We start from the raw sequence: 23847 nt of genomic DNA, 5'->3' as shown, positions 1-23847 counted from the left end.
GGGGCAATAACTTCATGATCAACATGGGTGGGGCCGCCCAGGGGCCCGGGGAGAGGGGACGGCTGGATGTGGGCGCGCCCCGGACCCATCGGTCCGGGGCGCCGCCGTTCGGGTAAGGGTCAGTCGCGTTCGATCAGGTGGCCGATCACCGTGGGGCCGAGCATCACGGCGAAGCCGGACCCGTCGCGGCGCGGGTCCGCCGCAGGCAGTTCTACCGGCTCGCCGGTCGCCGTCGAGCCCACCGGGCGCGGCCCGATCCACGCGACCACCACGTCGGTCTCACCCTTGAGGAACCGCTGCGCGCGCACCCCGGCGGTCGCGCGCCCCTTCGCCGGGTACGCCCCGAACGGGGTCACCTTGACCGTGGCGCCCGTCGAGGTGACCACCATCGGCTCGCCGTGCGTCGGGTCGTCGGTGCGGACCGCGCCGAAGAAGACCACCCGCGCCGAGGCGGGCAGGTTGATGCCGGCCATGCCGCCGCCCCGGAGGCCCTGCGGGCGCACCAGCGTGGCCGGGAAGCGCAGCAGCGACGCCTCCGAGGTGACGAACGTCAGCGCCTCCGCCCCGTCGGTCAGCCAGGTCGCCCCGACCACCTCGTCGCCGTCGCGGAGGCCGATCACCTCGAACTCGTCGGCGCGTACCGGCCACTCCGGCGCGCAGACCTTCACGACACCCTGACGGGTGCCGAGAGCGAGCCCCGGTGAGCCCTCCGCGGTCGGGCCGAGCGGCGCCAGCCCCACCACGGTCTCGCCCGGCTCCAACGGCACCAGCTCGGCCGCCGACATGCCGCCGCGCAGCGACAGCGTGCCCGCCTGCTCCGGCAGCACCGGCAGCGGCAGTACGTCGATCTTGAAGGCGCGCCCGGCGCTCGTCACGAGCAACACCCGCCCCCGGGCCGTGGAGTGCACCACGGCGCGGACGACGTCGTGCTTGACCCGGCCGTTCCGGCGCCGCCCCTCGGCGGTCTCCTCCGACTCGGCGGCGGTGCGGGCCACCAGTCCCGTCGCGGAGAGGATCACCTGGCACGGGTCGTCGGCCACCTCGAGCGGACCGGCCGGCGCGGACGCGGCCAGCACCTCCTTGAGGTCCCCGTCGACCAGGGTCGTGCGGCGCGGCGCCGCGAACTGCTTGCCCACGGCGGCCAGCTCGTCGGAGACGACCTTCTTGAGCACCTTCGGGTCGTCGAGGATCTTCGACAGCTCGGCGATCTCGGCGCGCAGCTTCTCCTGCTCGGCCTCCAGCTCGAGCCGGTCGTACTTCGTGAGCCGGCGCAGCGGGGTGTCGAGAATGTAGGTCGCCTGGATCTCGGAGAGCTTGAAGCGCCGCATCAGCGCGTCCTTGGCCGCCTGCGCGTCCTCGCTGCCCCGGATGAGCTTGACCACCCGGTCGATGTCGAGCAGCGCGACGAGCAGGCCGTCGACCAGGTGCAGCCGCTCCTCCCGCTTACGCCGCCGGTACGAGGTGCGCCGGGTCACCACCTCGTAGCGGTGGGACAGGAACACGTCGAGGAGCGCCTTCAGCCCCAGGGTCTGCGGCTGCCCGTCGACGAGGACCAGGTTGTTGACGCCGAAGGACTGCTCCAGCGGGGTGAGCCGGTAGAGGTCGGCCAGCAACGCCTGCGGGTTGACCCCCACCTTGCACTCGATGACGAGCCGGGTGCCGCTCTCGCGGTCGGTCAGGTCCTTCACGTCGGCGATGCCGGTGAGCCGCTTGGTCTTCGTGACCTCGTTGGTGATCGCCGCAATGACCTTTTCGGCGCCCACCCCGTACGGCAGCTCGACGACCGTGATGGCCTGCCGGCCCCGGCTGCCCTCCACCGGGCCGATCTCGACCTTGGCGCGCATGCGGACGACGCCCCGGCCGGTCTCGTAGGCCCGGCGCACCTCGTCGAGGCCGAGGAGCATGCCGCCGGTGGGCAGGTCGGGGCCCGGGACGAACTCCATGAGCTTGTCGAGCGGGGCGTCCGGGTGGTTGATGAGCCAGCGGGCCGCCTGGACGACCTCGCCGAGGTTGTGCGGGATCATGTTGGTGGCCATGCCCACGGCGATGCCGGACGCCCCGTTGACCAGCAGGTTGGGGAAGGCCGCCGGCAGCACGGTGGGCTGCGTCAGCGAACCGTCGTAGTTGGGCTCGAGGTCGACGGTCTCCTCGCCCAGCTCGCCCACGAGCAGCATGGCCTCGCGGGACATCCGCGCCTCGGTGTAACGCGCCGCGGCCGGGCCGTCGTCCGGGCTGCCGAAGTTGCCGTGCCCGTCGATGAGCGGGGCGTTGAGCGAGAAGTCCTGCGCGAGCCGGACCATCGCGTCGTAGATGGCCGCGTCGCCGTGGGGGTGGTACTTGCCCATGACGTCGCCGACGATCCGGGCCGACTTCACGTGCCCCCGGTCGGGGCGGTGCCCCTGCTCGTACATCGACCAGAGGATGCGCCGGTGCACCGGCTTGAGCCCGTCGCGGGCGTCGGGCAGGGCCCGGGAGTGGATGACCGAGAAGGCGTACTCCAGGTAGGAGTCGGACACCTCGGTCACCAGCGGGTTGTCGAAGACCCGCGCGCCGGCCTGGTCGAACGCGGAGAGGTCGACCTTCGTTTCCTTGCGGCGTGCCATGCTCAGCCTTCCCCTCAGCTCATGCGTCGATCGCCTCGCGGTCGACCCGGTCGGCCGAGTCGATCAGCCAGTTGCGACGGGGCTCGACCTTCTCCCCCATGAGCAGGTCGAGGATCCGCTCGGCGGCGTCGACGTCGTCCAGGGTGATCCTGCGGACGGCCCGGGTGGCCGGGTTCATCGTGGTCTCCCACAGCTCGTCGGCGTCCATCTCGCCGAGGCCCTTGAAGCGCGGGATGGGGGTCACGATCTGCCTGCCGGCCTTCTCCAGCCGGCGGACCGTGGCCTCCATCTCGGCCTGCGTGTACGTGTAGACGGTCTCCGGGTTGCGGCCCTTCGTGGTGATCTTGTGCAACGGGGGCATGGCCGCGTAGAGCCGGCCGGCCTCGATCAGCGGGCGCATGTAGCGGGCGAACAGGGTGATCAGCAGCGTGCGGATGTGGGCGCCGTCCACGTCGGCGTCGGCCATGATGAGAACGCGCCCGTAGCGCATGGCCGAAAGGTCGAACGTACGGCCCGAGCCCGCCCCCAGCACCTGCACGATCGCCGCGCACTCGGCGTTGTCGAGCACCTGCTGGAGGTTCGCCTTCTGCACGTTGAGGATCTTGCCCCGGATCGGCAGCAGCGCCTGGTACTCCGAGGAGCGGGCCATCCGGCTCGTGCCCAGCGCGCTGTCACCCTCCACGATGAACAACTCGCTGCGGTCGATGCCGGTGGCCCGGCAGTCGACGAGCTTCGCCGGCATCGACGCGCCCTCCAGCGCCGTCTTGCGGCGGGCGGCGTCCTTCTGCTGCTTCTGGGTCAGCCGGACCCGGGCCGCGTCGACGATCTTCTGGAGCACCGTGCGGGCCTCGGCCTTGGTCTTGCGGTCCTCCAGCCAGGACTTCAGGTGCTGCTCGACGATGCCCTGGACCACCTTCGTGATGCCGGCCGTGGACAGCTCGTCCTTGGTCTGCGAGGTGAACTGCGGCTCGGGGATCCGGACGTGCACCACGGCCGTCATGCCCTCGAGGACGTCGTCCAGTGTGGGCGCATCCTCCTTGGCCCTGAGCAGGCCCCGCGTGTTGCGGGCGGCGTCGGCCAGGGTGCGGGCCAGGGCACGCTCGAAACCCCTGCGGTGGGTGCCGCCGTGGGCATTGCGGATGGTGTTGGTGAAGCACTCGACGGTGCGCTCGTAGCCGGTGCCCCAGCGGAAGGCGATCTCGACCTCCGCGCGCCGCTGCACGTTGGACTGCATGACGCCGTTGGCGTCGGCCGCGTTCTCCCGGTAGGTGCCCTCGCCGGTCACCAGCAGCGTGCCGGAGACCGGCCGGTCGCCGGCCGGGGCGAGGAACTCCACCATGTCGCTGAGGCCGTTGGGAAAGTGGAACGTCTCCTCGACCGGGGACTCGCCCGTCTCGTCGCGCAGCAGGTAGGAGACGCCGGGGACGAGGAAGGCGGTGTTGCGGAGCTTCAGCCGGACGGCCTCCACGTCGAGCTTCGCGCCGGTCTCGAAGTAGCGCGGGTCGTACCACCAGCGGCTCGACGTGCCGGTGGGCTGGCGACGCTTCATGGCGCCGACGACCTGCAGGCCGGGGCCGGGGGTGAACGGCGCGTCGGGCCCGTCGCCGTCGAAGATGCCCGGCACCCCGTGGCGGAACGACATCGCGTGGACCTTGCCGCCCCGGCGGACGGTCACGTCGAACCGGCGCGAGAGCGCGTTGACGGCGGAGGCACCCACGCCGTGCAGGCCGCCGGAGGTCTTGTAGCCGGAGCCGCCGAACTTGCCGCCGGCGTGCAGCCGGGTGAGGACCAGCTCCACGCCGGAGAGGCCGGAGCGGGCGTGCACGTCGGTGGGGATGCCGCGGCCGTCGTCGTCGACCTGGACCGAGCCGTCGGCGTGCAGCGTCACCTCGATCCGGCTGGCGTGACCCGCGACACCCTCGTCGGTGGAGTTGTCGAGGATCTCGTTGACGAGGTGACCCACGCCACGGCTGTCGGTGGAGCCGATGTACATGCCGGGGCGCTTGCGGACGGCGTCCAGCCCCTCGAGGTGCGTGAGGTCGTCGGCCCCGTACAGGGTCTCAGGCTCTGCGGTCAACGGGTCGTACTCCCAGGTCTCGGCGGTGTGGTGCCGCTCACCGGCGGGCCGCGCCGGCGCGGCGCGCCGCAGCGAGCCTAGCCGGATGCCCCGACAAGCCCGCGCGACCCGCCGCGCTCGGAGCGCCGGCACGGGCCGCGGCGCGCAGGGCGGCCGGACCGGTACGCGGCGCCCGGGGACAGCAACGTCGCAGGTCGGCGCGGGATTCCACGGCCCCGACCACCGCTCCCGGGCGATCATGGTCGACCCCCACTCGGCACCCGACGGACGCGCTCGACGCGAGGGCGGCCGGGATGTCCTCCGGCCGCTACGCTGACCGGCGGTCGCGTCCGCACCGGGCGCGCCGGAGGCGGGCGGAGGGCGGGCGGCGTGGACAAGGACGAGGCGACCGCGCGGCTGTCGGCGGAGTCGCTGGCCGCCGGTGACCCGACCGGCTGGTTCGAGCGCCTCTACACCGAGGCCGAACGGGGTGAGTCCGCCGTGCCCTGGGACCGGGAGTCGCCGCACGGGCTGCTCGTGGAGTGGGCCACCGACCGCGGGCTCCAGGGGGCCGGCCGGCGGGCCCTGGTGGTGGGCTGCGGCTACGGCCGCGACGCCGAGTACCTGGCGGGGCTCGGCTTCGACACCACCGCCTTCGACATCTCCCCGACCGCCGTGCGGGTGGCCCGCGAGCGGCACCCCGACTCGCCCGTCGACTACCGCACGGCCGACCTGCTCGATCCGCCGGCGCACTGGCGGCGCCGCTTCGACCTGGTGCTCGAGAGCATGAACGTGCAGGCGCTGCCGCCGGGGGTGCGCGACGCCGCGTTCGGCGCGGTCGGCGAGCCGGTGGCGTCGGGCGGCACGCTGCTCGTCATCGCGGCCGGCCGGGGCGAGGACGAGGAGCCACCCGCCGCACCACCGTGGCCGCTGACCCGTACGGAGGTCGACGCCTTCGCGCGCGCCGACCTGACCCCGCTGGGGGTCGAGGCGCTCCGGGACACGTCCGGCGTGCTGCGCTGGCGTGCCGAGTTCCACCGTCCCGCCTGACGTCTGTCTGAACGTGCAGCGGGCCTTCGACGGCGCCCGGCTGTGCGAGGGGTCGGTCACCGTCTCCTGATCCCGGGCGTACGCCTGGGGCCCGCCGGATCCGGCGCGCCCCGCGTCATGTCGCCGTACGGTCACGAGGCTCTCACGGTCGGTCAGCGAATTTCCACAGTCGACCGCCGCACAGGGAGAAGTCGATGATCTAGAGGTTAGGCGGAGAAGTCGAGGGTAGGGACCTCTCATGCGGGTCCTCGGTATCAATGCGATCTTTCACGACCCCGCGGCCGCCCTGGTGGTCGACGGACGGGTGGTGGCCGCCGCCGAAGAGGAGCGGTTCAGCCGCCGCAAGCATGGCAAGCGTCCCGTTGCCTTCTCGGCCTGGGAACTGCCCGAGCTCTCCGCCGCCTGGTGCCTGTCCAGCGCCGGGGTGCGCGTCGACGACCTCGACGCGGTCGCCTACTCCTTCGACCCGGCGCTCTGCCGGGAGCCGGAGGGCGTCGGCCTGGCCGACCCGTGGGACTGGCTGCGCGTCGAGTACGCCAACCGCGCCCCGCAGTTCCTCGCCGCCGCCCTGCCCGGGCTCGACCCCGCGAAGGTGCGGTTCGTCCCGCACCACGTAGCCCACGCCGCGTCCGCGGGCCTCGCCGCGCCGGAGGCCGGCGACGACACGGCCGTGCTGGTCCTCGACGGGCGCGGCGAGGCGGCGAGCCACCTGGCCGGCCGGTACGACGGCGGCCGGCTGCGGTCGCTGCGTACGCAGGAGCTGCCGCACTCGCTCGGCCTGCTCTACGAGGACCTGACCCGCCACCTGGGCTTCCTGCACTCCAGTGACGAGTACAAGGTGATGGCGCTGGCGTCGTACGGGCAGCCGCGGCATCTCGGGCTGCTGCGGGACCTCGTGCGCACCACCGACGACGGCGGGTTCACCGTCGAGCGGATCGACTGGGCGAGCCTCGCGAAGGCCCGCGAGCCCGACGCGGAGATGACCGACGACCACGCCGACCTGGCCGCCAGCGTGCAGGCCCGGCTGGAGGAGGTGATCCTCGACCTGGCCCGCTGGCTGTACGACGCCGCGGGCGGACCGTCCACGCTGGCCATGGCCGGCGGGGTGGCGCTCAACTGCGTGGCCAACGCGCGTCTCGCCGCCGAGGGCCCGTACCGGCGGGTCTGGGTGCAGCCCGCCGCCGGGGACGCGGGCACGGCGCTCGGCGCGGCGCTGCACGTGGCCGGCGACCTCGGCGACCGGTCCGTGCCCATGCGCGGCGCCGACCTCGGTCGGGGCTGGTCCGACGAGGAACTGGAGGCGGAGCTGCGGCGCGCCGCGCTGCCGTACACCCGTCCCGAGTCGATCGCCGCCGAGGCCGCCCGGGTGCTGGCCGACAACGGCATCGTGGCCTGGTACCAGGGACGCAGCGAGTACGGGCCGCGCGCCCTCGGCCACCGGTCGCTGCTCGCGCACCCCGGCGACCCGGCCACCACGGCCCGGATGAACGACGTCAAGGGCCGGGAACAGTTCCGACCGATCGCCCCGATGGTCCGCGCCGAGCGGGCCGCCGAGATCTTCGAGGGGCAGCTGCCCAGCCCGTACATGCTCTTCGTGCACCGGGTGAAGCCCGGGTGGCGCGACCGTATCCCGGCCGTCACCCACGTGGACGGCACGGCCCGCGTGCAGACCGTGTCCCCCGACACCGAGCCGCTGGTGGCCGAGATGCTGGCCGAGTTCGACCGGCTCACCGGTCTGCCGGTGGTCGTGAACACGTCGCTCAACACGGCCGGACGCCCCATGGTCGACACCCCGCGGGAGGCCATGGAGCTGTTCGGCTCGGCGCCCGTGGACCTGCTCGCGCTCGGCCCGTTCGCGGTGCGCCGGAGCGGGCTGGGCGGTGGCCGGTGATCAGCATCGTGGTGCCGACCGTCGGGCGGCCCAGCCTCGCGCTGCTGCTGGAGGCGCTCGCCGGCCAACTCGACGACCTGCCCGAGGTGGAGGTGCTGCTGGTCGACGACCGGCGTGACGCCACCGGCGAGCTGGCCGTGCCGGGGAGGCTGGCCGCGTACACCAAGGTGCTCACCGGGCGCGGTGCGGGCCCGGCGGCGGCCCGCAACGTCGGGTGGCGCGCGGCCCGGGGCCCGTGGGTGGTCTTCCTCGACGACGACGTGGTGCCCGCCCACGACTGGGCCCGCCGGCTCGTCGGGGACCTGTCCGTCGGCGAGCGGGTCGGCGGGGTGCAGGGCGGGGTGCGCGTGCCGCTGCCGGCGCACCGGCGACCGACCGACTGGGAGCGGAGCACCGCGGGCCTCGCCGAGGGTGAGTGGATCACCGCCGACATGGCGTACCGCCGCAACGCCCTCGTCGCCGCCGGCGGCTTCGACGAACGCTTCCCGCGCGCCTACCGGGAGGACGCCGAGCTGGCCCACCGGGTCCGGCGCGCCGGCTGGGACCTGGTCCGCGGTGGGCGGGCCGTGACCCATCCGGTACGCCCCGAGGACCGCTGGATCAGCCTGCGGACCCAGCGGGGCAACGCCGACGACGCGTTGCTGCGCCGGTTGTACGGCCCGCGCTGGCGCGCCGACCTCGGGCTTCCGCCGGGGCGCCGGCACCGGCACGTCGCGGTCACGGCGGCCGGTGTGCTGGCCCTGGCCGGCGCGGCGCTGCACGCCCGGCCGCCGGGGCGGGCCGGCGCGCGGCGCGTGCTCGGCCTCGCCACCGGCGCCGCCGCCCTGACCTGGGCGGCCGGCACCGTGGAGTTCGCCCGCGCCCGGATCGCGCCCGGCCCCCGGTCGAGCGACGAGGTCGCCACCATGCTGGCGACCAGCGCGCTCATCCCGCCGCTGGCGGTCGTCCAATGGGTGCGCGGCTGGTGGCGCAGCCGCGGCGTACGCCCGGAGGTGGGCGTGTGACGCCCACCCTCTATGACGCGGTGTTGCTGGATCGGGATGGCACGTTGGTGGAGGACGTGCCGTACAACGGTGATCCGGAGAAGGTGCGTCCGTTGCCGGGGGTGCGGGCGGGGTTGGATCGGTTGCGGGCGGCGGGGTTGCGCCTGGGGGTGGTGAGTAACCAGTCGGGTTTGGCTCGTGGGTTCTTCACGGATGCGCAGATGCGGGCGGTGCAGGCGCGGGTGGAGGCGTTGTTGGGGCCGTTCGACACGTGGCGGGTGTGTCCGCATGAGGATGCGGACGGGTGTGGGTGTCGTAAGCCGTTGCCGGGGTTGGTGCACGCGGCGGCGGCGGATGTGGGCACGGTGGCGGGTCGGTGTGTGGTGGTGGGGGACATCGGCCGGGACGTGGCCGCGGCCCTGGCCGCGGGTGCGGCGGGGGTGTTGGTGCCCACGCCGGTGACGCGGCCGGAGGAGGTCGCGGCCGCGCCGTGGGTGGCGGCGGACTTCCCGGCGGCGGTGGCGGAGATCCTGCGCCGCCAGACCGCCGTCGTGCCCGCGACCGACCCGTGGCCCGGCCGGCGGGGCGGGTCGGGGTCCCGGGTGGGGACGGTGTTGGTGGTGCGGTCGGACTCGGCCGGGGACGTGCTCGTCACCGGCCCGGCGATCCGCGCCGTCGCCCACACCGCGGACCGGGTGGTGCTGTTGTGCGGGCCGCGGGGACGCGCCGCCGCAAACCTGCTGCCCGGGGTGGACGAGGTCATCACCCATGCGCTGCCGTGGATCGACCCGACTCCCGACCCGGTCGACGCGGCCGACATGCACGCGTTGACCGCCCGGCTCGCCGCCCTGGACGTGGACGAGGCGCTCATCTTCACCTCCTTCCACCAGTCCCCCCTGCCCCTGGCCCTGCTGCTGCGCATGGCCGGCGTCGCCCGTATCGCCGCGATCAGCGACGACTACCCCGGCAGCCTCCTGGACATCCGCCACCGCGTACCCACCGGCGTCCCCGAACCCGAACGCGCCCTGTCCCTCGCCGCCGCCACCGGACACGGCCTACCACCCCACGACCAACCCACCCTCCGGCTGCGGCCCGGGACGCTCACGCCCGTGCCGGGCGCGGAGCCGGACACCGGCCCGGACGGCTACGTGGTCGTGCATCCCGGGGCGTCGGTGACCGCCCGGGCCGCTCCCCCGCAGCGGTACGCGGACATCGTGGCGGCGCTCGCCGCTGCCGGACACCGGGTGCTCGTCACCGGCGGGCCCGCCGAACGGGAGTTGACGGCCCGCGTGGCCGCGGCGGGCGGCGTGGACCTCGGCGGGCGGCTCGACCTCGCCGGGCTGGCGCGGGTGATCGCCCGGGCGCGGTGCCTCGTAGTGGGCAACACGGGGCCGGCCCACGTGGCGGCGGCGGTCGGCACCCCGGTGGTCAGTCTCTTCGCGCCGACCGTCCCGTTCGGACAGTGGGGCCCCTACCGGGTGCCCACCGTCCGCCTCGGAGACGCCACCGCACCGTGCCGCGACACCCGCGCCGCCACCTGCCCGGTCCCCGGACACCCCTGCCTCGACGGCATCGACCCGGCCGAGGTCGTGGCGGCCGTCGACGTCCTCGCCGCTCCCTCCCCCGGTTGACCGACCCGTCCGATTCCGCCCACGCCCGCGACAGCCGCGAAGGAGAGGCATGAACGTCCTGCTCTGGCACGTGCACGGTTCGTGGACGACCGCGTTCGTGCACGGCCGGCACCGCTACCTCATCCCCGTCACCCCCGACCGCGGCCCCTACGGCCTCGGCCGCGCCCGCACCTACCCCTGGCCCGACACCGCCATCGAAGTCACCCCCGACCAACTCGCCACCACCCACATCGACGCCGTCATCCTCCAACGCCCCGAAGAACTCGACCTCACCCAACAATGGCTACACCGCCGCCCCGGCCACGACCTACCCGCCATCTACGTCGAACACAACACCCCCAAAGATGGCAACATCCCCCACAGTCGCCACCCCATGGCCGACCGCGACGACCTACTCATCGCCCACGTCACCGGCTTCAACCAACTCTTCTGGGACTGCGGCGGCACCCGGACGACCGTCGTCGACCACGGGATCGTCCCGCCGGCCGTCGAGTACACGGGCGAGCTGGACCGGTTGGCCGTGGTCACAAACGAGCCGGTACGGCGGTGGCGGGTCACGGGCACCGACCTCATGCCCCGGTTCGCCGGCGTGGCACCGCTGGACGTGTTCGGCATGGGGGTGGCCGGGCTGGCCGAGGCGCTCGCCGCCCGGGTTCCCGGCCTGGCCGCCGCCGGTGCGGGCGACGGCGGCGCGGGCGGGCTGCGGCTGACCGCGTACGACGACCTGCCGCAGGCCGAGATGCACGCCGAGCTGGCGCGGCGGCGGGCGTACCTGCACCTGTGCCGGTGGACCTCGCTGGGACTCAGCCTCATCGAGGCCATGTCCATCGGCATGCCCGTCGTGGCACTCGCCACCACCGAGGCGGTGACGGCCGTGCCGCCCGACGCCGGGGTGCTCTCCACCCGCGTCGAGACGCTCGTCGAGGCGGCCCGGTGGCTCATGGAGGACCGCGACGCCGCGTACCGGCTGGGCGCGCGGGCGCGGGAGGTGGCCAAGGAACGGTTCGGGCTCGACCGGTTCCTCGCGGACTGGGACCGACTTCTGGAGGAGGAAACATGCGCATCGCGATGATCTCGGAGCACGCCAGCCCGCTCGCCGTTCTCGGCGAGGAGGATTCCGGTGGGCAGAACACGCACGTCGCCGAGCTGGCGGCCGCGTTGGCGACCGAGGGCCACGACGTCCGGGTCTACACGCGGCGGGACTCCCCCACGCTCCCCGAGGCCGTGGGCGCCGCGGCCGGCTACCAGGTGCTGCACGTGCCGGCCGGCCCGGCCCGGCGGGTACCCAAGGACGACCTGCTGCCGTACATGGGCGAGTTCGGCAGGTGGCTCGCCGGGCAGTGGCGCGACGGCGGCTGGACGCCCGACGTGGCGCACGCGCACTTCTGGATGAGCGGCCTCGCCACCCTGCACGCGAGCCGGCGGACGGGCGTGCCCATGGTGCTCACGTACCACGCGCTCGGCGTCGTGAAGAGGCGCCACCAGGGCGCACGGGACACGAGCCCACCAGGCCGGGTCGGGTACGAACGGGCGCTCGGGCGGGCCGCCGACCGGGTCGTCGTCCAGTGTCAGGACGAGATCGGCGAGCTGGTCCGGATGGGCGTGCCGCGCAGCCGCATGACGCTCGTCCCCTCCGGCGTCAACCAGGAGATGTTCCGTCCCGACGGCCCGACCGTCCCGCGCGATACGGCCCGGCCGCGGATCCTCACCGTCGGCCGGATGGTGGAACGCAAGGGCTTCCAGGACGTCATCCGAGCGCTCCCCGCGGTTCCGGACGCCGAGTGCGTGGTGATCGGCGGGCCGCCGGCGGGCCAGCTCCCGGCCGACGCGTTCGCGTGCCGGCTGCGTGGCCTCGCCGAGTCGTGCGGGGTGGCCGACCGGGTGCGCCTCGTCGGGGCGGTGCCGCGGGAGGAGATGGGCCGTTGGTACCGCTCGGCCGACATTCTGGTGGCCGCGCCCTGGTACGAGCCGTTCGGGCTCACCCCGCTGGAGGGGATGGCCTGCGGCGTGCCGGTGATCGGCACGAACGTGGGCGGGATCGCCGACACCGTCGTGGAGGGGCTGACCGGTGACCTGGTCCCGCCGCGGGATCCCCGCGCGCTCGGCGCCGCGATCCGCCGGCTGCTGACCGACCGGGTCCGGCGGTTCGCGTACGCCACGGCGGCGCTGGACCGGATCCGGAGCAGCTACTCGTGGAAGCGCGCCGCCGAGCAGCTCGGCGCGGTCTACGCTGCGCTCGGCGCCGTCGGCCGTCCCACCCCGGCGGTGGCCTGATGACCGGGACGCTCTCCATCGTCGACGCGCACCTCACCGGGCTCGCGGCCGCGCTGCTGCCGTACCGGCAGGTCGCCGAGCGGCTCTGCGGGTGGGGCACCGAGCTGGCCTGGACGCTGGCCGGTGGTGGGCGGTTGCTGGTGGCCGGCAACGGCGGCAGCGCCGCCGAAGCCCAACACCTCACCGCCGAACTCGTCGGCAAACTCCGCGACGACCGCCAACCCCTGTCCGCCATCGCCCTACACGCCGAAACCTCCGCCATCACCGCCATCGCCAACGACTACGGCTACGACGACGTCTTCGCCCGCCAGGTCCGCGCCCACGGCCGCCCCGGCGACATCCTCCTCCTGCTGTCCACCAGCGGCACCAGCCCCAACCTCCTCACCGCCGCCACCGCCGCCCACGACACCGGCCTGCGCACCTGGGCCTTCACCGGCCCCGCCCCCAACCCCCTCGCCGACGCCTGCGACGACGTCCTCGCCGTGCCGTCGCCCGACAGCCAGGTCGTCCAGGAACTGCACCTGGTCTCCACCCACGTGCTCTGCGAGTACGTCGACCAGGCCCTGCCGCTGGTCCGGCAGTTGCCGCGCCTGGCCGGCACCGGCGCGCACGGCGTCGTCCCGACCGACCGCGCCCGCGTCGACGGCCGCGCCCTCACGGTGGTCGGCAGCCCCGGGCGCGGGTCCGGCGCCGCCCCGGGAACGAACGGCCACGGGCCCGACGGGCACGCTCCCGGCCGCGCCGGCGGGGCCACCCCGCAGATCCCGCGTAACGGGCACGGGCCGGACGGCCGCAACGGCACCGGGAGCGGGTCGTGAGCGGGCCGCTCGTGGTGGTGGGCGACACCCTGCTCGACCGCGACGTGTCGGGAGCGGTCACCCGGGTCTGCCCCGACGCGCCGGTGCCGGTGCTGGACGAGCGCTCCGCCACCGACCGGCCCGGCGGCGCCGGTCTCGCGGCGCTGCTCGCGGCCGCGCAGGGCACCGAGGTGGCACTCGTGACCGCGCTCGCCGACGACGCGGGAGGCGCCCGGCTCGCGGACCTGCTCGCCGCGGCCGGCGTCACCGTCTACCCGCTCCGGATGCCGGGCGCGACTCCGGAGAAGATCCGGCTGCGCGCCGGCGGCCAGACGCTGCTACGACTGGACCGCGGCGGCGAGCCGCAGTCGCCGGCCGAGCCGGCGCCCGCCGCGCTGGACGCGCTGCTGGGGGCCTCCGCGATCCTCGCCAGCGACTACGGGCGCGGCCTGTTGCGGCAGCCGGCGCTGCGGGCGGCGCTGGCCGAGGCGTCCGCCCCCGTCGTGTGGGACCCGCACCCGCGCGGCCCGGCCGCGGTGCCCGGCGTCCGGCTCGCCACCCCGAACCTCGCCGAACTGCGACAGCTCACCGGCGACGCGGGCGCCGGTTCGGCGCTGTCCACGGCGAGCCGCGCCGGTCAGGAGCTGCGGCGGCGGTGGCGGGCCGCCGCGGTCGCGGTCACCACCGGGTCGGCCGGCGCGGTGCTCTGCCACTCCGGCAGCACCCCCCTCGTGGTGCCGCCACCGTCCCCCGTGGACCGGGTCGAGGACACCTGCGGCGCCGGGGACCGGTTCGCCGCGGCGGCGGCCACCGCGCTGGCCGGCGGCGCGCTCGTGTCGGAGGCGGTGCAGGACGCGGTGGCGGCCGCGTCGGCGTACGTGGCCGCCGGAGGCGCGGCCGGCCTGACCGACGAGCCGCCCCGGCCAGCGGCGGATCCCGCCGCGCCGGTCGCGGAGCTGGTCGCGCGGGTCCGGGCCGCGGGCGGCACCGTGGTGGCCACCGGGGGCTGCTTCGACATCCTGCACGCCGGTCACCTCGCCACTCTGCGGGCGGCGCGCGGGCTCGGTGACGTCCTGGTCGTCTGCCTGAACTCCGACCGCAGCGTACGAGGTCTAAAGGGCCCGGACCGGCCGATCAACGGCGAGGGCGACCGCGCCCGGCTGCTCGCCGCCCTGGACTGTGTGGACGGCGTCGTCGTCTTCGACGAGCCGACACCGCACGCCGTACTCGCCCGCCTGCGCCCCGACGTGTGGGTCAAGGGCGGTGACTACGCCGGCGACGGCGGACCCGAGCTGCCCGAGGCGGACCTCGTACGCGGGTGGGGCGGCCGGGTGGTGACGGTGCCCTACCTGGCCGGGCGGTCCACCACCGCCACCATCGCCGCCGCGCGCTCGCGCGACGGGAACCTCGTGAAGGGAGCAGCATGAGCAGGGACCTCAACGGGTCGCCCGTCCTGGTCACCGGCGGGTCGAGCGGGCTCGGCGCCGCCGTGGTGACCGCGGTGGCCAAGGCCGGCGGCCGGCCGTACGTGCTGGACCGGCAGGCACCGGCCGACGGTGTGCCGTGGGTCGAGTGCGACCTGGCCGACACGCGCGCCGCCGAGGCGGCCACCCGGCGGATCGCCGAGCAGGCCGGCGGCCTCGACGGCGTGGTGACGGCCGCCGGCATGGACGTGCCCGGCCGGCTCGCCGACGTGCCCGGCGAGACGTGGGACCGCATCGTGGCCGTCGACCTGCTCGCCACCGCCGCCGTGATCCGGGCCGCCCTGCCCTGGCTGGAACGCGCGCACGGCACCGTCGTCACGGTCGCCTCCACGCTCGGCGTCAAGGCCGTCAGCGACGCCACCGCGTACTGCGCCGCGAAGTTCGGCGTCGTCGGCTTCACCCGCGCCCTCGCCGCCGAACTGGCCGGCACCGTGGGCGTCACGCTGCTGATCCCGGGCGGCATGCGTACCGCCTTCTTCGACGACCGCGACGAGCGGTACAAGCCGGGGCCGGACGCCGTGCTCAACGACCCGGCCGACACGGCGGCCGCCGTGCTCTTCGCGCTGTCCCAGCCGGCCGGCTGCGCGGTACGGGAGCTGGTGGTCTGCGCCGAGCAGGAGAGCTCCTACCCGTGATCCTCGTGCTGCGGGCGCTCGGCGTCGGCGACCTCGCGACCGGGGTGCCGGCGCTGCGCGCGCTGCGGGCCGCGTACCCCCGCGAGGAGTTGGCACTGGTCGCGCCGCGCGCGTTGGCGCCGCTCGTCGACCTCGTCGGCGGCGTCGACCGGCTGGTGGACGCCCCCGGGCTGGGAAACCTGCGCTGGTCCGGCTCCCCGCCGCGGCTCGCCGTGAACCTGCACGGGCGCGGCCCGCAGTCGCACCGGATGCTGGCCGGGGCGCGCCCGGGCCGGTTGCTGGCGTTCGCCAACCCGGAGGCCGGGTTCACCGACGGGCCGCCGTGGCGCGCCGAGGAGCACGAGATCGACAGGTGGTGCCGGTTACTGGCCTGGTACGGCGTTCCCGCCGACCGGGCCGACCTGGCGCTGCGCCGGCCGGAGCCGGGTGGGCTGCCCACCGGCGTGAGCATCGTGCACCCCGGGGCGAAGGCCGCCCACCGGCGCTGGCCGCCGTCCCGCTTCGCGGCCGTGGCCCGGGAACTCACCGCGCGCGGGCACCGGGTCGTGGTGACCGGCAGTGGCGCGGAGCGGGACATCGCCGAGCGGGTGGCCGCGCTGGCCGGGCTGCCCGGCGCCGCGGTGCTCGCCGGCCGCACGGATCTCGGCGAACTCGCGGCGCTGGTGGCTCACGCCCGGCTCGTGCTCAGCGGGGACACCGGCATCGGCCACCTCGCCACCGCGTACGCCACGCCGTCGGTGCTGCTGTTCGGTCCCGTGGCGCCCGCGCAGTGGGGCCCGCCGCCGGACCGGCCGTGGCACCAGGCCCTCTGGGTCGGCCCCCGCGCGGACGGGTCCGGCGCGGTGCCGCACCCCGCACTCGCCGCCCTGGACGTGCCCGACGTCCTCGACGCCGTGGACCGGGTGGAGCGGGGCGCCCGCGTTGCCCGCCCGCGGCGGCTACCCGCCGGTAGCGTGCGGTCGTAGGCTGGGCCGGTGAACGGGGCGATCGAGTACACGCAGGAGTTCGTCGACGTCGACGGCGACCGGCTCGGGGTGCAGGTGTACCCCGAGCCCGACCGGCCCGACGCGCCCGCCGTGGTGGTCTGGCCGGCCATGGGCGTCCGCGCCCGCTACTACCGGCCCCTCGCCGCGGCGCTGCGCGCCGAAGGGCTGGCCGTCTCCGTGGCCGACCTGCGCGGCACCGGCGCGAGCACACCGCCACCAAGCCGCCGGTCCCGTTACGGGTACGCCGAGCTGGCCGGCGACGTCGGCGCCGTGCTGGAGGCGCTCAAGCCCCGCCACGACGGGCGCACCCGACTCCTGCTCGGCCACTCGCTCGGCGGGCAGGCCGCCCTGCTGCACCTCGCCCTGCACGGGACCGACGCGGTGGACGGGCTCGCGCTCGTGGCCGTCGGTCTGCCCTACTGGCGCGCGTATCCCGGCCGGCGCGGGTACGGGGTACTGCCGTACACGCAGGGGATCGCGGCCACGGCGGCGGTCCTGGGCGTGTGGCCGGGCTGGGGCTTCGGCGGCCGACAGGCGCGCGGGGTCATCCGGGACTGGGCGTACACCGCCCGCACCGGGCGTTTCCCGCGCCTCGACGGGGTGGACGCCGAGGCGGCGGTGCGAGCCGTACGCACACCGGTGCTCGCGGTCAGCGTCGACGACGACCAGTACACGCCGCACGCCACGATGGACTATCTCTGCGCGAAGCTGGCCGCGGCGCCCGTGGACCGGGAGCACTACACCGCGGCGGCGGCCGGCGCCGCGCTGGACCACTTCACCTGGGTACGCGCCGCGACGCCACTGGCCGCCCGGGTGGCCGCCTTCACGGCGGGCCTACCGACGGCCCGGTCCCGGCCGGGCGTGGCCCCGGATGCCGACGGGCCGGTGCCCCGCCGAGCTGACGGCGGGGCACCGGCCGAACCGGTCTGACCGGGTCGTCAGCGGCCGGCCATCGCCATCTGCCGCTTGCCGGTGCCCGTTCCGCCCATCCGGCCCGCCAACTTCGCGGCGCCCATCAGCTTGGCCGGGCCCGCGATCTTGCCCATGCCCCTCATTCTGCCCGCGTTCTTCCTGGGCCCCAGCAGACCGCCGGCGCGGCCGAGCATCCCGCGCCACATCTGGCCGGGCTTCTGCTGTTCGCTCATGTACGCGGTCACCACCACGAGGGCGCCGGTCAGTGCGGGCACCGCCCACTGGAGCATCTTCATCTGCCGCTGGCTGGCGGCCACCTGGGCGGGAGTCTGGTGGTTCGGCTCGGTGACGCCGTCCACCGGAGGGCCGCCGGCACGCTGGAGCCGCATGCCGAGCAGCCGGCTGTAGCCGGTGACCGCGAGCGCGCCCACGGTGAGCGCGGTCTTGACGGTGCTCGCCCGGGCGACGCCCGCCTGCGCGGCCACGCGTGGGCTCTCCGCCACGAGTTCGCCGACCGCGCCGGCGAGGTGCGCGCCGATGGCGGCCGCGTTGACCGGAGTCCAGCGGGCCCAGCCTGCCGAGGCCACCGGAAGCCGCTGGGTCGCATCATTGATCTTCGCCGCCGCGCCGTTGACACCGAGCGCCCCCATGAGGGAACCCCCGAACCAGGCCGCCAGACCCAGATCGTGCATCGAACGCAGTGCGGTGTGCCGTTCCGACATCTGATCCCCTTCCGCCGTGTCGGGCGGTGCGGCTTACCCACCGCCCGGGCGGCTAACCCCGTCCCTCACCCGTCGAGACCTCGCAACCGGAACGGCCGGGACGGGATGGCCCGGAAGGCGCGCCGCGCGAACGTCGACGGGTGGCCGGCGCCCGGCAGGAGTCGTCGGGGCCTGCCGGGGTAGTGCAGAGCGGACCGACGAGGAAAGGGGACGGCCGATGACGCAGCCGGACGAGAGCCGCGAGAAGACGTCGGATACCGACGCGGTGCTGATGCACCCGGGCAACGACCCCCACCGGACCACCGCGGAGGTGCCACCGAGGCGGGACCACGGCGAGATCCGCGTGGAGCGCGACGGCGAGATGGTGCCCCTCGAACCGGAGGAGTGACCCTGCCGTCCCGGACGGGGCCGGCACGGCGACCTGCCCGGGTCGGGCGGGCCGCCTGCCGGCACTCTCGTGGCCGGCAGGCGGCAAGGGGGCGGCTCCCTCTTGATCGACACCAGCTCGCCGATGTGGCGGTATCCGATGGACCGGGACCCCGCCACATCGCCGGAACGTAGTCGATCAAGCCGGACGGCCTGCGCTCCCTACCCGGCGGCATGACCTGCGTCGGCGCGGGCAATCAGCGCCGGTACCGGCGACCGAGCAGCGAGGTGGGACATGACGGCGGATGACGGACGCGGTGGCCAGGCCCCGCGCGATCCGGAGGCGACGGTCCCGTGGGGCACGCGGGACGTCTACGACACCGAACCGCCCTGGGGTGTCGGCGAGGACGACCAGATGGACGAGGGCAGCGAGACGCCCGCCGTGCCCGAGGGGCACCGGGGCGAGCTCCGCGCGGGCGCGCCGGCGGGACCGTCGGGCCCGGCGGGGCGGCACGGTTTCGGCTCGGTGGAGCCGAGCCGGATGCCGGAGGCGGGGCCCGGCGCGCCCCCGGATCCGGCGCCCAGCCGCCGGCCCTTCCCGGACGACGCGGACATCGACGAACGCGCGCAGGACGCCTTCCGCAGCCGGGGCCGCCGGTCGGCGTGACGCCGCGGCCGGCACCACCCGATCCCGCGGCCGCGTGACGGCGCACCAAGCGCCGCCGCTCGAGCCCACCACCGGGCGAGCGTGACATCGCGCCTCACCCGGCCGTGCGGCGCCCGGAGGGTGTGATGCCGCGACGGCGACGTGTCGTACGACGACGCGGGGCGACGGCCAATCAGCGGCACGTTTGCCGACCCTCGGCCCGGGCAGGAGAGGGCCATGCCGTCCCGCCACGTCGTCCGACCGGACAACACGCTCGCGCTGGCCCTCGAGGGCTACGCCTGGTTGCCCAACCGCCTGCGCCGCTGCGGCGCGGACGTGCTGCGCACGCGACTGCTGGGTCAGCGCGCGGTGGCGTTGCACGGCCCGGACGCGGCGCGCTTCTTCTACGACGAGCGGCACGTGCGCCGGCACGGCGCGATCCCGGGACCGGTCCAGAGCACGCTGTTCGGGCACGGCGCGGTGCACACCCTCGACGGTGAGGCCCACCGGGTCCGCAAGGCGCTGCTGGTGGCGCTGCTCATGAACGGGGGCATCGACGCCCTGGTCGAGCGGGCCGGCGTCGCCTGGGAGGCGGCCGCCCGGGACTGGGCGGTACGCGGGCCGGTGGTGCTCTTCGACGAGGCGAGCCGGGTGCTGACCCGGGCGGTGTGCGACTGGACGGGCATCGCGCTGCCACCTCAGCAGGTGCCGGCGCTCGCCGCCGATCTCGTGGCCATGGTGGACGGATTCGCGACCGGCGGGCCGCGGCACTGGCGGGGGCGGCGCGCGCGGACGCGCCGGGAGGACTGGTCGGCCGGCCTCGTCGAGGGCGTACGCCGGGGTGTGGTGTCCGTACCGGACGGGTCGGCTGTGCGTGCCGTCGCCGAGCACCGGGACGCCGACGGTTCGGCGCTGGATCCGTGCACGGCCGCCGTCGAGCTGCTCAACATCGTCCGGCCGACCGTGGCGGTCACCTGGTTCGTGGCGTTCGCGGGGCACGCGCTGCACCGCTGGCCGGAGCACCGGGAGCGGCTGCGGGCGGGTGACCCGGCGTTCGCCGAGGCGTACGCGCACGAGGTCCGGCGCTTCTACCCGTTCGCGCCGTTCGTGGGCGGGCGGGCCGTCGCCGATCTGGAGTGGGGCGGCGTACGCATCCCGAGCGGCGCCATGGTGCTGCTCGACCTGTACGGGCAGAACCACGACCCGCGGCTCTGGCCGGACCCGTACCGCTTCGATCCGGACCGGTTCGTGGGCCGGGAGATCGGCCCGTTCGAGCTGGTGCCGCAGGGCGGCGGGGATCCCCGTACCGGCCACCGCTGCCCGGGCGAGATGATCACCGTGGCGTTGCTGCGTGACCTCGTCGTCCGGCTGGCCCGCCTCGACTACCGCCTTCCCCCGCAGGATTTGCGGATCCCGCTGCGCCGCATTCCCACGCGGCCGCGCAGCGGCGTGGTGGTCGAGGTCCGCGAGCCGGCCTGAGCGTCGGTCATCCGACGGGCTGGGCGGCCGCGGGGCCGGGCAGCAGGCGGGCCATCTCCTCGGCGTCGCGCTGCGCCTGCCCGGCGCAGCAGTTGTTGAACAGGACGTGCAGCTCGGCGGCCTGCCCGGCGAGCTCGGTGAGCAAATCCGACCAGTGGCGCAGCTCGCGTTCGCCGTACGCGTAGCGGAACTTCTCCTGTTTGTCCCCCGTCGCCCAGGCGTCGCTGTGCCCGTGGAACCGGACCATCGCCAGCTCGGCGGTGGCCAGCAGGATCGGCGGGACCGACGAGGGGTGGCCCTGCGGCATGTCCACGCAGACGAGGGCCAGCCCGTGGGCGCGCAGGAACTCCACCGTGTCCAGTGCGGCGCGACCGTCGAACCAGGACCCGTGCCGCAGCTCCACGGCGACGCGCCACGGCCGGCACCGTTCGGCCAGTTCGGCAACGCGCCGCTCGGCGGCCGCGCTGCGGACCAGCCACGGTGGGAACTGAAGCAGGACCGCGCCGAGCTTGCCGGCCGCCGCGATCGGCTCCAGCGCCGCGCGGAACCGGGCCCACAGCTCGTCGTACGCCCCGGCGGGCAGGTCGCGACGGCGGATCCGGCCGGGGCCGGCGGCGGGACGCAGGTCGCGCGGCAGCGCGGCGACGGGTGTGGGGTGGCCGGTGAAGAGGCTGAACGCCTTGACGTCCAACGTGAACCGGTCCGGAGTGGCGTCCACCCAGCCCTGCGTGGTCTCGGGTACGGGCACCGCGTAGTACGAGGTGTCCACCTCGACGAGGGGGAAGTGCCGGGCGTACCAGCCCAGCCGGGCGGCCGGTGTGGACACCGACCGCGGATACCACCCGGACCTCAGCAGCTCCCGATCGGCCCAGGACGACGTGCCCACCCGAATCACACCCATGTCATTCGAGGTACCCGGATGCGGGTGGCAGCAACCGACCCGCCGGCCGCGTGGCGCGGAAATGTCGGTGACCCGTTCTACCGTGTGCGCGTGGCCGACACCGAGCGAGAGGCGAGTGCATGACCATCTCCGAGCAGGTCAACGCGGGCGAGCGGGCCGACCTCCTGCAGACGCTCCGCCGGCACCGCGGCTTCCTCCGGCAGACCGTCGACGGCATCACCGACGCGCAGGCCGCGGCCCGCACCACCGTGAGCGAGCTGTGCCTCGGCGGCCTCGTCAAACACGTGGCGGTCACCGAGGAGCGCTGGATGCGCTTCGCGGTGGGCGGCGCCGAGGCGATGCAGAGCGAGCCGATCGACTGGGCCGGCCAGTTCCGGATGCAGGAGGGCGAGACGCTCGCCGGGCTGCTCGAGGAGTACGACCGGGTCGCCGCGGGCACCGACGACCTCGTCGCGACGCTCGACCTCGACAGCGCGCACCCGCTGCCGGTGGCGCCCTGGTTCGAGCCCGGGGCGAGCTGGTCGGTGCGGCGGGTGCTGCTGCACGTCATCGCCGAGACGTCCCAGCACGCCGGGCACGCCGACATCCTTCGCGAGGCGATCGACGGCGCCAAGACCATGGGCTGACACCCGCATGTGACGTCCCCTCGCCGCGTGGCGCTGAGGGACACGAGATGACCGCACATCGGATGGACCAGGACACCGTCGAGCGCCTGCTCGACGCCAGCCACGCTGCGTCGTGGGACGCCACGCACCCGGACGCCACCCACCCGCTCGCGCCGCTGCTGCTGGCCGTGCGCAGCGCACCGCTGCCCGGCGAGCTGGACGGTGAGCACGCGGCCGTGCAGGCGTTCCGCCGCGCCCTGGCCGACCCGGCCGGGGCACCGGGGCGTCGACGCACGCTGACCAGCATCGCCGCGCGGGCCGGTCTCGCCGCGCTCGCGTTCGCCGCGACCGGCGGGGTGGCTCTGGCCGCGACCGGCACCCTGCCGGGCGGCGCGCCGGAGGTTACGACCAGCCCGCCCGCGTCGTCCGCGCCCTCCGCACCGTCCACGTCGGGGGCGGGGCCGTCCGCGGGCGGCGGCACCGGACGCGCGCCGACGCGGGGGCCGGACGCGTCGGCCCGGCCGACGCCGGCCGCCGCCCTGACCGGCCTGTGCCGGGCGTACCGGGCGGAGGAGGGTGACAGCCCGGGCCGGGCGCTCCGGAATCCGGCCTTCGCCGCTCTCGTCGCCGCCGCCGGCGGGCCGAGCCGGGTCGCGGACTACTGCGATCTCGTTCTGGCCGACGAGCCGCCGCACGGCGGTGCCGCGGACCGGTCGCAGGGCCCCGGCCGGCCGGGCGCCGGGTCGGGCGCGCCCCCGACCGCGCCACCGGGGCAGCGCGCCGAGCCGACCGAGTCCCCGGGGCAGCGCGCCGAGCCGACCGAGCCGGCCGGGCGCGGCGAGCCGCCCGGGTCCGGGGAGCCGGGTGGGCCGCGCGAGCCGGGCGGGCCGGGCCCCGACGCCACAGGTGGCACCGGGAAGAGGCAGTCCGACGGGTCGGCCGCGCCGGCCGGCGACGAGGATCGCGGCGGCGGCCCGCCGGCCGGCTGACCGGGCCCGCCGCGGCTGTTACCGTGCCCCGATGAGTGTGCGGCGTCGGCGCGCGGTCGCGGTCCTGCGGGTCGTGACGGTGGCCGGCGTGCTGGCCGGGATCCTGCTCACGGCGCTCGGCCCGGCCACGGTGACGGGGCTGCTGCCGTACTTCACCATCCAGAGCAACGTGGCGGTCGGGCTCCTCGCCGGCTACGCCGCCTGGCGGGCCTGGCGGGAACGGCCCGAGCCGCCGGCGGTGCTCACGGGCGCCGTCACCCTCTACATCACGATCACCGGCGTCGTGTACCACCTGGTGCTCGCGAATCCGGCCAGCCCGTTCGCCGTCGCCCAACCCGATCGTGCCCCCGGGGAGGCGCTCGGCAACCAGCTCCTGCACACCGTCGTGCCGCTGCTCGCCCTGACGGACTGGGCGCTGTTCGACCGGCGCGGGCGGATGCGCCTCCGGCACGCGGCCTGGTGGCTGGCGTTCCCGCTCGCGTACCTCGCGTTCGCGCTGCTGCGCGGGCTCGTGGTGCACGGCTACCCGTACCCCTTCCTCGACGCCGGCGAGTTGGGGTACGGCGGCGTGGCGCTCGTGTCGGTCCTGCTGGCGATGGCGTTCTGGCTGCTCGGCGTGCTTCTGGTGGGCGCCGACCGGGCGCTCGCCCGGCGCGCGGGGACGGCGACGCCGGAGCCGGGCCGGCCGGACGTGCGGCCGGGCCCCGGCCCGCAGGTCGGCGAACGCCGGCGCGCGCCGGTGGTGGCGCCGCGACCGCGGGCGGCCCGCGGGGCCCACGAGACGGACGCGGACCTGCCCGCGGGGCCGACGGGCTGACGGGCTGACGGGCCGGGCGG

The 23847-nt window shown here is 75.4% G+C and carries 20 protein-coding genes and 1 pseudogene; 17 read left to right on the top strand and 4 right to left on the bottom strand.

Annotated elements, in window-relative coordinates:
• Window positions 1-119: 119 nt before the first annotated feature.
• Window positions 120-2603 carry a DNA gyrase/topoisomerase IV subunit A gene (locus ACSNOA_RS11800; RefSeq protein WP_436658014.1) on the bottom strand — a complete coding sequence of 828 codons (2484 nt, stop codon included), beginning with the start codon at window positions 2601-2603 and terminating at the stop codon, window positions 120-122.
• Between the two features lie 19 nt (window positions 2604-2622).
• Window positions 2623-4752: a DNA gyrase/topoisomerase IV subunit B gene (locus ACSNOA_RS11795; RefSeq protein ID WP_436658380.1), complete on the bottom strand. Its 2130-nt coding sequence runs from the start codon at window positions 4750-4752 to the stop codon at window positions 2623-2625.
• A gap of 297 nt (window positions 4753-5049) precedes the next feature.
• On the opposite strand from ACSNOA_RS11795, the gene ACSNOA_RS11790 reads away from it, so the two are divergent.
• From ACSNOA_RS11790 to ACSNOA_RS11740, 11 genes and pseudogenes are all read left to right on the top strand, one after another.
• Window positions 5050-5709, top strand: coding sequence for a class I SAM-dependent methyltransferase (locus ACSNOA_RS11790; protein ID WP_436658013.1), 660 nt, complete (start codon window positions 5050-5052; stop codon window positions 5707-5709).
• A gap of 238 nt (window positions 5710-5947) precedes the next feature.
• The gene (locus ACSNOA_RS11785; protein WP_436658012.1) at window positions 5948-7600 is read left to right on the top strand and encodes a carbamoyltransferase family protein; all 1653 of its coding nucleotides are present in this window, start codon (window positions 5948-5950) and stop codon (window positions 7598-7600) included.
• Window positions 7597-8604 (top strand): glycosyltransferase family 2 protein, encoded by a 1008-nt coding sequence (locus ACSNOA_RS11780; protein WP_436658011.1) that lies wholly within the window; start codon window positions 7597-7599, stop codon window positions 8602-8604. Before ACSNOA_RS11785 ends, ACSNOA_RS11780 begins: the two co-directional genes overlap by 4 nt.
• Window positions 8550-10214, top strand: coding sequence for an HAD-IIIA family hydrolase (locus ACSNOA_RS11775; RefSeq protein WP_436658010.1), 1665 nt, complete (start codon window positions 8550-8552; stop codon window positions 10212-10214). Before ACSNOA_RS11780 ends, ACSNOA_RS11775 begins: the two co-directional genes overlap by 55 nt.
• A 49-nt stretch (window positions 10215-10263) precedes the next feature.
• On the top strand, window positions 10264-11286 hold the full coding sequence (locus ACSNOA_RS11770) for a glycosyltransferase (protein WP_436658009.1): 1023 nt from the start codon (window positions 10264-10266) through the stop codon (window positions 11284-11286).
• Complete coding sequence (locus tag ACSNOA_RS11765) at window positions 11271-12488, top strand: glycosyltransferase (protein WP_436658008.1); 1218 nt, start codon at window positions 11271-11273, stop codon at window positions 12486-12488. The genes ACSNOA_RS11770 and ACSNOA_RS11765 overlap by 16 nt, the downstream gene beginning before the upstream one ends.
• Window positions 12488-13306, top strand: coding sequence for a D-sedoheptulose-7-phosphate isomerase (locus ACSNOA_RS11760; RefSeq protein ID WP_436658007.1), 819 nt, complete (start codon window positions 12488-12490; stop codon window positions 13304-13306). The genes ACSNOA_RS11765 and ACSNOA_RS11760 overlap by 1 nt, the downstream gene beginning before the upstream one ends.
• Complete coding sequence (locus tag ACSNOA_RS11755) at window positions 13303-14712, top strand: PfkB family carbohydrate kinase (protein WP_436658006.1); 1410 nt, start codon at window positions 13303-13305, stop codon at window positions 14710-14712. Before ACSNOA_RS11760 ends, ACSNOA_RS11755 begins: the two co-directional genes overlap by 4 nt.
• Window positions 14709-15404 (top strand): SDR family oxidoreductase, encoded by a 696-nt coding sequence (locus tag ACSNOA_RS11750; protein WP_436658005.1) that lies wholly within the window; start codon window positions 14709-14711, stop codon window positions 15402-15404. Before ACSNOA_RS11755 ends, ACSNOA_RS11750 begins: the two co-directional genes overlap by 4 nt.
• On the top strand, window positions 15401-16369 hold the full coding sequence (locus tag ACSNOA_RS11745; protein ID WP_436658003.1) for a glycosyltransferase family 9 protein: 969 nt from the start codon (window positions 15401-15403) through the stop codon (window positions 16367-16369). Before ACSNOA_RS11750 ends, ACSNOA_RS11745 begins: the two co-directional genes overlap by 4 nt.
• Before the next feature lie 9 nt (window positions 16370-16378).
• Window positions 16379-17230: pseudogene (locus ACSNOA_RS11740) on the top strand (alpha/beta hydrolase family protein); the annotation flags it as partial.
• Between the two features lie 98 nt (window positions 17231-17328).
• Here ACSNOA_RS11740 and ACSNOA_RS11735 read toward each other — a convergent pair.
• Window positions 17329-18024, bottom strand: a complete 696-nt coding sequence (locus tag ACSNOA_RS11735) for a hypothetical protein (RefSeq protein ID WP_436658002.1) — start codon at window positions 18022-18024, stop codon at window positions 17329-17331.
• Window positions 18025-18241: 217 nt separating this feature from the next.
• Here ACSNOA_RS11735 and ACSNOA_RS11730 point away from each other — a divergent pair, with 217 nt between their 5' ends.
• The 3 genes from ACSNOA_RS11730 (at window position 18242) to ACSNOA_RS11720 (ending at window position 20515) form a co-directional block, all read left to right on the top strand.
• Entirely contained in the window at window positions 18242-18412 is a 171-nt protein-coding gene (locus ACSNOA_RS11730) for a hypothetical protein (protein ID WP_436658001.1), read from the top strand.
• Between the two features lie 273 nt (window positions 18413-18685).
• Window positions 18686-19057, top strand: a complete 372-nt coding sequence (locus ACSNOA_RS11725) for a hypothetical protein (RefSeq protein WP_436658000.1) — start codon at window positions 18686-18688, stop codon at window positions 19055-19057.
• Between the two features lie 216 nt (window positions 19058-19273).
• On the top strand, window positions 19274-20515 hold the full coding sequence (locus tag ACSNOA_RS11720) for a cytochrome P450 (RefSeq protein ID WP_436657999.1): 1242 nt from the start codon (window positions 19274-19276) through the stop codon (window positions 20513-20515).
• Between the two features lie 7 nt (window positions 20516-20522).
• Here the strand turns inward: ACSNOA_RS11720 and ACSNOA_RS11715 are convergent, their stop codons facing one another.
• A complete protein-coding gene (locus tag ACSNOA_RS11715) occupies window positions 20523-21416 on the bottom strand; it encodes a DUF72 domain-containing protein (protein WP_436657998.1) in 894 nt (297 codons plus the stop codon).
• A gap of 119 nt (window positions 21417-21535) precedes the next feature.
• On the opposite strand from ACSNOA_RS11715, the gene ACSNOA_RS11710 reads away from it, so the two are divergent.
• From ACSNOA_RS11710 to ACSNOA_RS11700, 3 genes are read left to right on the top strand one after another with little or no spacing between them, the layout of a single operon-like run.
• Window positions 21536-22042, top strand: coding sequence for a DinB family protein (locus ACSNOA_RS11710; RefSeq protein ID WP_436657997.1), 507 nt, complete (start codon window positions 21536-21538; stop codon window positions 22040-22042).
• A gap of 47 nt (window positions 22043-22089) precedes the next feature.
• Window positions 22090-23010: a hypothetical protein gene (locus ACSNOA_RS11705; protein WP_436657996.1), complete on the top strand. Its 921-nt coding sequence runs from the start codon at window positions 22090-22092 to the stop codon at window positions 23008-23010.
• A 31-nt stretch (window positions 23011-23041) separates the two neighbouring features.
• Window positions 23042-23827: a Pr6Pr family membrane protein gene (locus ACSNOA_RS11700; protein ID WP_436657995.1), complete on the top strand. Its 786-nt coding sequence runs from the start codon at window positions 23042-23044 to the stop codon at window positions 23825-23827.
• The last annotated feature ends 20 nt before the right edge of the window (window positions 23828-23847 follow it).

The sequence above is a fragment of the Micromonospora sp. URMC 103 genome, assembly GCF_051386435.1.
Taxonomy (GTDB): Bacteria; Actinomycetota; Actinomycetes; order Mycobacteriales; family Micromonosporaceae; genus Micromonospora.
The sequence above is the reverse complement of the archived record's forward strand: the minus strand, read 5'-3'. Positions and strand labels throughout refer to the sequence as shown.